The organism is Hydrogenophaga sp. L310, assembly GCF_055703065.1.
In genome coordinates, this window is the sequence record NZ_JBVPZA010000014.1 from 91,741 (window position 1) to 103,119 (window position 11,379).

An 11,379-nucleotide genomic window follows, 5' to 3' on the forward strand; every position below is an offset into this window, starting at 1 on the left:
GTCAATGGACCGTGCAGACCATGCAGGGGTCGAAGGAACGCACGATGTGCTGGACAGAGACAGGGGTTTTTTCGCCTTCCAGCACCGGCGCATCCACCAGCGCCAGCTCCAGCGCACCGGGCGTTCCCTGCGCATCGCGTGGCGAGAAGTTCCAGCTGGTGGGCGCGACGATCTGGTAGTTGGCGATGCGGCCGCGCCGCACCACCAGCCAGTGGCCCAAGCTGCCGCGCGCAGCCTCGCTCAGGCCCACGCCACTGCCCTCTTCTGGCAACGTCGTCGGCACACAGAAGGCCTCGGTCGGGCGGATCGCCTGCAGCCAGTCCTCCATCAGCGGCACCACGCGCGCGAGTTCGATCAGCCGCGCCAGCACACGCGTGTAGACCGTGCCGCCGTGGCGCGCCACCGCGTCGCGCACCAAGGGCATGCCGCTGGCGAGCTGGCGGGCGATGGCGCCGGTCTCGACCACTTCGCCACCCAGGCGCGGTGCCTTGTTCCAGGTGTAGGCGCCGGGCTTGTCGGGCTCCGGCCGGGTGATGCCGTGCAGCGGGTGCAGCGGCTCGCGTGCGTGGGCCAGCCAGGCGTGGGTCGCGTCTTCGGTGATGGCGTGCGGGTTCAGCGCTTCGACCGCGCCGGTCTGCGCGCGCCACACCCCACCGGGCAAGGCCCAGCCACCACCCGACTGTGCATAAGCGCCATAACTCAGGTAGCGGCCCGGACCGGGGCCCAACGCGTCGAGCCGCAGGTCGCGCACGAGGGTGAGGAAGAAGCGCAGGTCGCCGCTCAGCGGGTCCTGCGCGTGCCAGTCCCAGAGCGCGGCTTCGCTGTCCAGCGCGGCCACGGCTTCGAGCGGCGCGGCAAACAGCTGGCGCTCCAGAAAGCTGCGGAACTCGCGCACTTTCGCCAGCAGGCGCACACGCTCGGCGGCGTCGATGGCACGGGTGGATCCCCCCGGTTCGACCGACTGCGTGTGCGGCCATTTGCCGCCCAGCGTGCCCAGCAACGTGAGCCAGCGCTGGCGCGCTGCGGTGGCCGCGCGCACCTGCTCGCCGTGGTCGGGCGCGAAGCGTCGTTGCGCCTCGGCATGCCAGGAGTGGCCCGCATAGATCGGACGGGCGAAGTCCGGCATGAAGAACAGGTAGAAGTGCGTCAGATGGTCGGCCAGGTTTTCGGTCGCCAGGATCAGGTTGGTCGCGTGTTGTCCGTTGGCCGGCATCGCCATGCCGCCCAGGTCGGCCAGCGCGCGCGCCGAGGCGACCGACTGCGACACCGAGCAGATGCCGCAGATGCGCGGCACATAGACCAGCGCGTCGTGCGGCGCCTTGCCTTGCAGGATCTGCTCAAAGCCGCGGTACATGGTGGCGTTGACCTGGGCGGAGGTCACGCGGCCGCCGGCGATGTCGAGCTGGACTTCGAGATCGCCCTCGACTCGGTTGAACGGACCAACAAGAAGACGCGTGGTCATTTGAGTCTTGTCTTTCTCACTGCGGGTTTGACAACGAGGTGGTCCGCCACCGCGTTGTTCTTCACCCGCTTGGGCGTGGCACTCTTGGACAAGGAAGCCAGCGCGACGAACCAGGCTTTGGGCATGTCGGTCGGCAGACCGATGGGGATGCCGGCGAGCTTGGGCGTTTCGTGGAACGGATGGCCCGGCTCCTGGAAACCGGGCTCGGTGCAGGCGATGCAGGCGTAGCCGCCGCGCGTGCAGCTGCCTTCGCCGTTCCACAGGCGGATGTTGCAGTCGGCATGCACCTGCGTGCCCTTGCAGCCCATGTGCTCCATCATGCACCCCAGGTCGGACGGCTTCTCGGCACTGGCCTTGAACTCGTAGTACTCGTTGCGCGTGCAGCCGTGGTGCACCAGCTGGTCGGCGTAGAAACGTGGGCGGTTCAGCGGGTCCAGGTCGTCGGCCGCGAAGCCGGCGGCGGCCAGTGCCATGAGCGTGTCGATGACCCAGCTGGGGTGCGTCGGGCAGCCCGCGATGTTGATCACCGGCAGGCCGCTGCCTGAGCGGAATTCGGCGCCGAGCAGGCCGCCGATGCGGTCGTCTTCGTACTGCAGACCACAGGCGTCGGTGGGGTTGTCGCCGCCCGCCGTGATGCCGCCCCAGGCCGCGCAGCTCCCCACCGCCAGCACGTGTTGGGCCTTCGCCGCGAGTTCGCGCACCCAGTGGATCATGGGCAGACCGGTGCCGGCCAGCATGTGGAAACGCCCCGTGCCGTTGGGGCCGCGCAGCAGCGAGCCTTCGACGCACAGCGCATCGAGCCGGGTGCCGCCATCCAGCACCGAGTGGAGCAGCGCGATCACCTCCTCGCCGCTCGCCATCGACAGCGAAGGGTGCCAGAGCAGGTTCACGCCACCGTCGCGCAGGTGGCCCTGGAAGTCGGTGGTGTCGGCGCACAGCAGCGACATGCTGCAACCGCCGCAGCCGCCGCTTTGAAGCCAGAGTACGTTCATGCGGGGATCTCCTGGGTCAGCCCGGCCCAGGCCAGCGCCCAGGCCAGCGCTTGCGCCAGATCGGACAGCGCCTGTTCACCCGGTGCTTCACCGAGTTCGAAGCGCTGGGCGCGGATGGCGAGCAGCGTGCAGGGCGGCGGCTCGGTGCGCTCCAGCTCGGTGTAGACCTGCAGCAGCGCCTCGGGCGAGAGCGCGTGGGTGGTGAAGCCCGCCACTGCGGCCGGGCGCACTTCGCTCACCGCAAACGGCGTCTGCAGGCCGATGGCGGCGTCCACGAACAGCACGCGCTCGCGGCCCACGAGGTCCAGCGCGTGTTCGACCTGCAGCTGGAAGTCGGTGAGGCATTCGAGCCGGCCCGATGACGCCTGTGCGTGACTGGCCAGCTGTTCGACCAGCAGCGGGCCGAGCGCGTCGTCGCCCCGGCTCGGGTTGCCCCAGCCGAACACAAGCAGGGGCGCAACCACGCGACTCACAACGCGTCCTCCGCTGAATGCGGCCGGGTGCCGCGCACGGTGTCCCCGCTCGACGATCGGTGCACGTGGTCGAGCACCTCGCCGCGCGCGCCGCGCAACGTCACCGCCAGCGGCATCTGGCCCAGCGCGTGCGTGGCACACGAGAGGCAGGGGTCGTAGGCGCGGATGGCGACTTCGATGTGGTTGAGCAGCGGCTCGGTGATCGTCTGGCCGTCGAGATACTGCAGCGCGACCGAGCGCACCGCCTCGTTCATGGCCTGGTTGTTGTGCGTGGTCGAGACGATCAGGTTGCAACTGGTGACCAGGTCGTCGTCGCCCACTTCGTACTCGTGGATCAGCGTGCCGCGCGGCGCTTCGATGATGCCGACGCCACCGCGCTGGCGCTCGCCGGTGGCGAGCAGCTGGCCGCCGAGGATGGACGGGTCGTCCAGCAGATCGGCCACCACCTCCACCCCGTGCAGCAGCTCGATCATGCGTGCCCAGTGCGTCGCCAGCACCGCGTGCACCGGCCGGCCGCCGTGGGCCGCGACTAAGGCCTGGCGCCGCGCTTCGGCGCGCGGCGTGGGAATGAAATCGCAGTTCTGCAGCCGCGCCAGCGGGCCGACGCGGTACCAGCCGGCGTCTGGCCCCAGGGCCAGGCGGTAGGGGAACTTCATGTAGGTCCAGGGCTTGACGCCCTCACCGATCAGCTCGCGGTAGCGCTGGTCTTCGAAGCCGTCGACCGCCACGCGGCCGTCGGCCTCGCGCACGCGCAACGTGCCGTCGTAGAACTCCATCGCGCCGCCGGGACCGACCAGCGACATCATGGCCGCCGGGGTCTCGGCGAAACCGACCAGATGGGTCGGCAAGCCCGTGTGCAGGCGCTGTGCCAGGTCCACCGCCGCTTCGGCCCAGGCCAGCACCTGGGGCAGCTGCGCGCGCAGCACGTCGCGCTCGGCCAGATCCACCGCGCGGTTCATGCCGCCGGGCACCGAGCCTGTGCCGTGCACCCGCTTGCCTGCGGTGATGCGGATCACCTCCTGGCCGAACTTGCGCAGCATCACGCCCTGGCGCGCGGCCTCGGGGTGCGCCATCGCCACGCCGACGATGTTGCGCTGCGCGACGGCGGCATCAAAACCGAACAGCAGGTCGGGCGAGGAGAGGTGGAAGAAGTGCAGCGCATGGCTCTGCACGATCTGCCCGTAGTGCATCAGGCGGCGGATTTTGTCGGCCGCTTCGGGCACCGGCCAGCCGCCGACCACGCGGTCCAGCGCCTTGGACGCCGCCAGGTGGTGCGAGACCGGGCAGATGCCGCACAGGCGCTGCACCATCACCGGCACTTCCCAGTAAGGCCGGCCGACGATGAACTGCTCGAAGCCGCGGAACTCGACGATGTGCAGGCGCACCTGCTGGATGCGGTTGTCCTCGCCGAGCAGCAGCGTGACCTTGCCGTGGCCTTCGACGCGCGAGACCGGATCGATCACGATGCGGCGCAGGCCCTGGGGCTCGGCGGCGGTTTCAAGAGAAGAAGGGTTCATGTCAATGGCAGGGGTTTACCCAGCACGTGCCGCAGAACCGGCTTTGCTGGGCTGCTGGCACGGTCCCCCTCGGGGGGAAGACGCGAAGCGGCGCAGGGGGGAGTTCGAATCAGTCATAACGGATCAACCCCTTGTTCAGCTCAGGTTCGCGCCCGGCGATGATGTCCTGCAAGAACTGCCAGAAGGCATCGGCCGGCGGTGGGCAGCCGGGCAGTGCGTGATCGATGCGCACCACCTCGTGGATGGGGTGCACCTTGTTGAGCGGCAGCGGAAGTTCGGGGTCGTTGGGAACCTCGCCGTAGACGGCCTGCAGCATGTCCCCGACATCGAGGTGGTTGCGCAAGGCGGGCAGGCCGCCGGTGATGGCGCAGGCGCCGACCGCCACGAGCACGCTGCAGTTGGCGCGGAAGGCGCGCAGCACCTCCACGTTTTCTGCGTTGCAGAGACCGCCTTCGACCAGGCCGATGTCGCAAGGCCCCACGGTCTTGATGTCGGTCAGCGGCGAGCGGTCAAATTCGATGTGTTCAATCAGCTCGAACAGGCGCTCGTCGATGTCGAGAAAGGACATGTGGCAGCCAAAGCAGCCGGCCAGCGAGACCGTGGCCACGCGCAGTTTGCGGGGGGCAGAGGTGTCCGTGTTCATCCGCGTGTCTCCTCATCGTCGAAGGTCCGCTGGCCGATGGGCACCGCAAACCCGACCCGCTTGGGCAGCAGCGCGCCCACCGGGCAGATGTGGGCCGCGCGGTCGGTCACCGCCAGCGCGCTGTCGCCCAGCCGGCCGCTGTCGCTGTTGATCAGCAGATGGGTGGCTATGCCGTGGCCGCCGATGGCGAAGACCTGTTTGCCGTCGAGTTCGTCGCTGGCTCGCACGCAGAGCTGGCACAGGATGCAGCGGTTGGGTTCGAACAGCACATCGGGGTGGCTGGCGTCGACCGGTCGTTCGGGGTTCAGGGTCTCGAAATGCAGATCGGTCATGCCGGCGCGCTCGGCCTGTTCCTGCAGCAGGCAGTTTCCGCTTTTCTCGCAGCCGGGACAGAAATGGTTGCCCTCGACGAAGAGCATCTGCAACAGGCGCAGCCGCTGCGCGCGCAGTTCGGCGGTGTGGCAGTCCACGGATTGCCCGGCGGCCGCGGCGGTGGTGCATGCTGCCACGGGCCTGCCGTCGACGTGCACCGTGCACACCCTGCAGGAAGCACTGGCCGAGACCTCGGGGTGCCAGCACAGGTGGGGCACGGCGTGGCCGGCGCGTTGTGCGGCCTGCAGGATGGTGTCGCCGGGTTGCAGTGGGACGGGCTGACCGTCGAACTGGAACACCGAAGGCGGGTCGTTGCGCGGTCCACTCATGGAGAGTCCTCCGTGTGCAGGTGGGCACCCGGGTCGGTGCGCCCCGTGACCCGCCGCGCGGCCGACAGCTCGGCGTCGAGATCGAACTCGGGTTCGAACTGCGGCGTCGTCGTGCGCGAGGTGTAGACCTCTCCAAAGTGGGTCAGCGTGTCGCGCAGCGGGTTGCAGGCCGAGGCGCCGAGGCCGCAGTGCGTGCCGCTGTGCAGCAGCTCATCCAGCTCGTGCAGGCGTTCCAGGTCGAAGGCCGAACCGCGCCCGGCGCCGCGTGCCTGGGCGAGCTTGTCCAGCCGCCGCACCACCAGCTCGGTGCCCACGCGGCAGGGCGTGCACAGGCCACAGCTTTCGTGCGCAAAGAAGCGGGCAAAGTGGCGCGCCACCTCGAACAGGTCGCGCGTGGCGTTGAAGACCATGAAGGCGCCGGCGCTGGGCACGTCGTCGAAAGCGATGCGCCGATCGAAGCCCGACGCGGGCACGCAGGTGCCCGAGGGACCACCCACCTGCACCGCCTGGGCGTCGCGGGCGCCGCAATCGGCCAGGATGCGCGCGATCGGCGTGCCCAGCGGGTATTCGTACAGGCCCGGGCGCTCGCAGTCGCCCGAGACCGAATGGATCTTGGTGCCGGTGGACGACGCGAGGCCGATGCCGGACCACCAGGCGCCACCGCGCCGCGCGATGTGCGCCACGGCCACGAAGGTCTCGACGTTGTTGACCACGGTCGGTCGCCCCAGGTAGCCGCGCTCCACCGGGAACGGCGGGCGGATGCGCGGCGAGCCGCGTTTCCCTTCCAGCGATTCGATCAGGGCCGACTCTTCGCCGCACACATAGGCCCCGGCGCCGAGATGGATGCCGATGTCGAAGTGAAACCCGGCCAGGCCGGTGGCGTTGGGCCCCAGCAGCCCGCTGGTGCGGCGGCGCTCCAGCGCGGCTTGCAGATGCGGCAGCAGGTAGCGGTATTCGCCGCGCAGGTAGAGCCAGCCCTGCTGCGCGCCGATGGCGCGCGCGGCGATGGTCATGCCATCGAACACCGCGTCGGCGTGATCGCTGAGCAGCGCGCGGTCCTTGAAGGTGCCGGGCTCGCCTTCGTCGGCGTTGCAGACCACGCATCGCAGCGGCCCGCTGGCATCGCGACAGGCCTGCCACTTGCGCGCGGTCGGAAAGCCGGCACCGCCGCGGCCGCGCAGGCCGGCGCGGGCCAGTTCGTCGATCAGGGCCTGTGGCTCGCGCGCGATCACGGTGGGCAAGGCGGGCGCGTCCACCGGAAGGCCGGTCAGCAGCGCATCGGCGCGGTGCACCGTGTTGTCCACGCGGAACCAGTCGGCGGGCCAGTTGTCCACCGGTACTTCGGACAGCATGAGCGCGGCGAGCGCGTCCACCCGCGCGGCATCGAGGCGGGTGATGACCTGGTGGTGGTTGACCAGCAGCGCCGGGCCCTGGTCGCACAGGCCGGTGCACGAGCATCGGTCCACGCTGAAGCGTCCGGCCGCATCGGGCTGGCCCGGCGCCACGCCGAGCCGTTCGCAGAGCCGGGCCAGCAGCGCCTCGCTGCCGAGCAAACGGTCGGTGATGTTGTCGGAGAACAGCACCCGCAGGCGACCCATGGGGCGTGTGTGGAAAAAGCGGTAGAACGTGGCCACGCCTTCGACGTGTGCGAGCGGCAGGTGCAAGGCTTGCGCGATGTGCGTCAGCAAGTCGCGCGGCAGCCAGTGGGTCTGCTCCTGCGTTTCGCGCAGCACCTGCACCAGCGCGTGCGGGTCGTGGCCCCAGCGGGTCAGCACCGCGTCAGCGGACGCCTTGTGATCGGTGTTCACGGCTTGTCCAATCCAAAACGTTGCATCTTGGCCCTGAGACCCACGCGCGAGAGACCGAGTTCCTGCGCCGCCCGGGTCTTGTTCCAGCGGTGGCGCAGCAGGGTCTCGCGCAGCAGCATGGCCTCGATCACGTCCAGCCGTTCGCCCAGCGTGCCGCTCTGCGGAATGGCCGCGGTGAGGTCGTTGGTCGAGCCCGAGGCGCGGCCCTGCAGCACGCGCGGTGAAAACGCGGCGGGTGGCAACTGTGCGCCATCGTGCAAGGCCATGGCACGCGCGATCTCGTTGCGCAGTTCGCGGATGTTGCCGGGCCAGGGATAGGCCAGCAGGCAGGCCAGCGTTTCATCCGGCAAGCCGGCCCCCGGATGGCCGAGTTCGGCCGCCACGTCCAGCGCCAGCTGGCGCGCGATCGCTGGGATGTCGGCCACGCGCTCGCGCAGCGGCGGCACGGTGATGGTGATGCCGGCGAGCCGGTAGTAGAGGTCTTCACGGAACAGGCCGTCGCGCACGCGCTGCTCCAGCTGGCGGTGGGTGGCGGCGATCACGCGCACGTCCACCGGCACCGGGCGCGCACCGCCCACGGGCCGCACCTCACCCTCCTGCAACACGCGCAGCAACTTGACCTGAAACGCCGGCGAGGTCTCGCCGATCTCGTCGAGAAAAACCGTGCCGCCACTGGCGCGCTGGAACAGGCCGGGGTGGTCTTCGTACGCGCCGGTGAAGGCGCCACGCTTGTGGCCGAAGAGTTCGGATTCGAGCAGCGAGTCGGGAATCGCGGCGCAGTTTTCCACCACGAACGGGCCGGTGAGCCGGGGCGAGGCGTAGTGGATGGCGCGCGCCAGCAGCTCCTTGCCGGTGCCCGACTCGCCGAGCACCAGCACCGGGATGTCGTAACGCGCCACACGCTCGGCCATGGCACACACATGATCCAGCGGGCTGCCCGGTGCGCGCACGATGCGGTCGAAACCGAAGCTGCTGCGCGCCTGCGCCATCTGCGTGGCCGTGCGCTGGCGCAGCACACGGTTGCTGGTGCGCAGTTCCAGATCGAGCCGGCTGGTCTGGCGCTGCAGGCTCTGCGCTTCCACCGCGTTGCGCACCGAATCGAGCAGGTGGTCGGGCGCCCAGGGCTTGAGGATGTACTGGTAGATACCGGCCTCGTTGATGCCGGCGATGATGTCTTCGGAATCGGTGTAGCCCGAGATGACGATGCGCACGGTCTCCGGCCACCGCTCGCGCACCTCCTTCAGGAAGGTCACGCCGGTCACGCCGGGCATGCGCTGGTCGCACAGGATCACGCTCACGGGTTGCCGCTCCAGCAGGCCGCGCGCCTCCTCGGCACTGCTGGCGGTGAAGACCGTGAAGTCCTCGTCCAGCGTGCGCCGCATCGCGTCCTGCGAGCGCACCTCGTCGTCCACCACGAGCACGGTGGGCAGGGCTTCTGAAATGAGGGGCTGTGTCACGGTCAACGCATCTTTCCAGAGCACACGAGCCACACGAGCGAAGTGCCTCCATCGGTGAACACCGTCGGGCCGGCTTTGCCGGACGACAGGTGTTGCCCCCTGGGGGGTATGCGGCTACACGCAGTGAGCAAGCAACAGGGGGTCATCGATGTACCGCGAGGTGCCTCGGGGTCCAGGCGTGCGGCTGCTTGTGCACAAAGTGGTGGCGCGCCACGTGGTAGCTGGGATCGAAGCCGTAGAAGTTGCGGTGCATGCGCGCCAGTTCCTGTTCGCGGTAATGGGCCAGCGGACGAAGGGCTTCGTCCAACTCGCGCCGGGCCTGTTGGGCCGCCAACGCTCCACTTTGATTGTAGGAGCCGGCCAGCGCCAGCGCGCGCTCCAGACACCGTTCTTCGAAGCCTTCGCGCGGCCCCTCATCGTTGTGGTCGATCAGGCCGATCTTCAGCGCTTCGGCGGCCAGCAGCGGCAGGCGCTGAGCCATCAGCGCCTTCGCGCCCGCCTCGCCCAGGCGGCGCGGCAACAGATAGGTCCAGTACTCGGAGCCGTAGAGGTTGCCCATGTTCTTGTAGTGCGGGTTGAGCACCACGCTGCCGTGCGCCCAGACCTGATCGGCCGCCAGCGCGAGAAACGCACCGCCCGCGCCCGCGTTGCCGCGCAGCACGCTGACGGTGAGCCGGTCGGTGGTCTGCAACACACCGAGCGCCACGTCGTTCATGGCATTGATGTTGCGCCACGAGGCGTCGGCCGCGCTGTCGCCCTGGCGGTGGGCCGCGGCTTCGATGCTGTTGAGGTCGATGCCGTTGCTGAAGAAGCCTTCGCCGCCCATCAGCAGCAGCACCTGCGTGGGCCGCTCGCGCGCCTGCAACAGCGCGGCTCGCAGGCGCTCGCAGCGTGCGGTGGACATGGCGCCGTTGTAGAAATCGAAGCTGAGGCAGCCCACGCGCGCGCCTTCGGGGCCGTGCTCGGTGTAGCGCAGCTCGCCCCACTCGTCGGGCGCCCGCTCCAGCGGTACCGGGCGTTGCGGCAGACCCGCCGCTTCGCTGGCGAACAGCTCGGCCGCCACCTGCTTGAAACTGCCCTGCGCGGGCGGCGTGCCGGGCGGGTCGGCGCGGCGCGCCTGGCCGATCCAGACACCGCCGTCCACCGTGCGGCACAGCAGCGCACCGTCGCGCACGGCGAGCACGGCACCGGGTTCGGCGCCGTTGAATTCGGCCATGGTGGCCGCGCTGGCCGGGTGCGCATCGCCCAGGTAGCAGGGCTGGCCCCAGAGCGCGTCGAGCACGCCGGGCTGACCGTCGCCGCTGCGGATTTTTGCCAGCACGGTGGCGGTGCTGTCCTCGGCCCAATCGATCGCGCGTTCGCCCTGGCGCAGCAGTGGCTGCCAGCGCACCAGCGGCGCCAGTCCGGTCCAGGCCGGTGCTTCGCGCTCGCCACCGGCGAAGCGTTGCACGGCGGCCAGCGTGGCCTGCAGCGCGGCCTGGGTGACCTCGCGCCGGTACAGGCTGCCCTTGGTGGCCTCGCGCAGGGGAAAGTGCGCATGGGCCCAGACCGGGCCGGCGTCGAAATCGCCGTTGGCCTGCAGCACCGTCACGCCCCAGTGCGGCTCGCCGCGCCAGACCGCCCAGTCCAGCGCCGACGGTCCCTGGTCGCCCGGCGGGCCGGGGTGCACCACGAGGCAGGTCACGCGCTGCCACACGGTGGCCGGGATGCGGCGCTTGAGAAACGGCGCCAGCACCAGGTCGGGCCGGAACAAGGCCACGGCCTCTTCGGTCACGCTGTCGGCGATGTCAAGCTCCACGCTCAGGGTGTGGCCGGCCGCGCGCAGCTCGGCGAAGAGCCGCTGGGTCAGGCTGTTGAAGCTGTGGCAGAGCAGGAGGATGCGCAAAGGGTTCATCGAAGCGGACAGGATCAAGTGGCGGGGCGCAGCGCCTGCAGCTCGCGCGCGGCCTGCTTGCGCCCCAGGTAGATGGCGAGTTTGGACTCGATGCCGTCCAGCGCGGCGTTGAACTCGGTCACGCTGCGCGCGCCCAGCAGGGCCTGCGCCACGAGGGGGGTGTCGGGCCCGAAATGGTTGCCCAGATGCACTAGGGATTGTGTTCAAAACCCCGTGCAGTCCCCGATGGTCTGAAGGTGCGAGGCGAGGAACAATGGCGTCATGAAGAAACAAGCGGAACTGGGACTGAACCTGAGCACGAGGCGCACGCGCAAGGCTGTGTTCCTCGACGAGATGGAGCTGGTGGTGCCGTGGCGCGAACTCATTGCGCTGATTGCAGCGGCCGCGCCGGTTGCCAGCACGGGGCGCCCACCATTTGCACACGAGACCATG

The 11,379-nt window shown here is 69.6% G+C and carries 10 protein-coding genes and 1 pseudogene; 1 reads left to right on the forward strand and 10 read right to left on the reverse strand.

The features are described from left to right. Window position 1 precedes the first annotated feature (1 nt). The 10 genes from AC0GNO_RS19780 to AC0GNO_RS19825 form a co-directional block, all read right to left on the reverse strand. Entirely contained in the window at window positions 2-1,462 is a 1,461-nt protein-coding gene (locus tag AC0GNO_RS19780; protein WP_472905196.1) for a nickel-dependent hydrogenase large subunit, read from the reverse strand. After that, a complete protein-coding gene (locus AC0GNO_RS19785; protein WP_472905197.1) occupies window positions 1,459-2,454 on the reverse strand; it encodes an NADH-quinone oxidoreductase subunit B family protein in 996 nt (331 codons plus the stop codon). Before AC0GNO_RS19785 ends, AC0GNO_RS19780 begins: the two co-directional genes overlap by 4 nt. Further along, entirely contained in the window at window positions 2,451-2,927 is a 477-nt protein-coding gene (locus tag AC0GNO_RS19790; RefSeq protein ID WP_472905198.1) for a hydrogenase maturation protease, read from the reverse strand. Before AC0GNO_RS19790 ends, AC0GNO_RS19785 begins: the two co-directional genes overlap by 4 nt. Continuing rightward, window positions 2,924-4,444, reverse strand: coding sequence for a Ni/Fe hydrogenase subunit alpha (locus AC0GNO_RS19795; RefSeq protein ID WP_472905199.1), 1,521 nt, complete (start codon window positions 4,442-4,444; stop codon window positions 2,924-2,926). The genes AC0GNO_RS19790 and AC0GNO_RS19795 overlap by 4 nt, the downstream gene beginning before the upstream one ends. 109 nt (window positions 4,445-4,553) lie before the next feature. After that, complete coding sequence (locus AC0GNO_RS19800) at window positions 4,554-5,087, reverse strand: NADH-quinone oxidoreductase subunit B family protein (protein WP_472905200.1); 534 nt, start codon at window positions 5,085-5,087, stop codon at window positions 4,554-4,556. Beyond that, window positions 5,084-5,788, reverse strand: coding sequence for a 2Fe-2S iron-sulfur cluster-binding protein (locus tag AC0GNO_RS19805; protein WP_472905201.1), 705 nt, complete (start codon window positions 5,786-5,788; stop codon window positions 5,084-5,086). Before AC0GNO_RS19805 ends, AC0GNO_RS19800 begins: the two co-directional genes overlap by 4 nt. Then, window positions 5,785-7,596: an NAD(P)H-dependent oxidoreductase subunit E gene (locus tag AC0GNO_RS19810; protein ID WP_472905202.1), complete on the reverse strand. Its 1,812-nt coding sequence runs from the start codon at window positions 7,594-7,596 to the stop codon at window positions 5,785-5,787. The genes AC0GNO_RS19805 and AC0GNO_RS19810 overlap by 4 nt, the downstream gene beginning before the upstream one ends. Further along, a complete protein-coding gene (locus tag AC0GNO_RS19815; RefSeq protein WP_472905203.1) occupies window positions 7,593-9,053 on the reverse strand; it encodes a sigma-54-dependent transcriptional regulator in 1,461 nt (486 codons plus the stop codon). Before AC0GNO_RS19815 ends, AC0GNO_RS19810 begins: the two co-directional genes overlap by 4 nt. A gap of 142 nt (window positions 9,054-9,195) precedes the next feature. After that, a complete protein-coding gene (locus AC0GNO_RS19820) occupies window positions 9,196-10,947 on the reverse strand; it encodes an enoyl-CoA hydratase-related protein (RefSeq protein WP_472905204.1) in 1,752 nt (583 codons plus the stop codon). A gap of 14 nt (window positions 10,948-10,961) precedes the next feature. Next, window positions 10,962-11,138 carry a hypothetical protein gene (locus AC0GNO_RS19825; RefSeq protein ID WP_472905205.1) on the reverse strand — a complete coding sequence of 59 codons (177 nt, stop codon included), beginning with the start codon at window positions 11,136-11,138 and terminating at the stop codon, window positions 10,962-10,964. Window positions 11,139-11,208: 70 nt separating this feature from the next. On the opposite strand from AC0GNO_RS19825, the pseudogene AC0GNO_RS19830 reads away from it, so the two are divergent. Beyond that, a pseudogene (locus tag AC0GNO_RS19830) lies at window positions 11,209-11,379 on the forward strand (IS5/IS1182 family transposase); the annotation flags it as partial.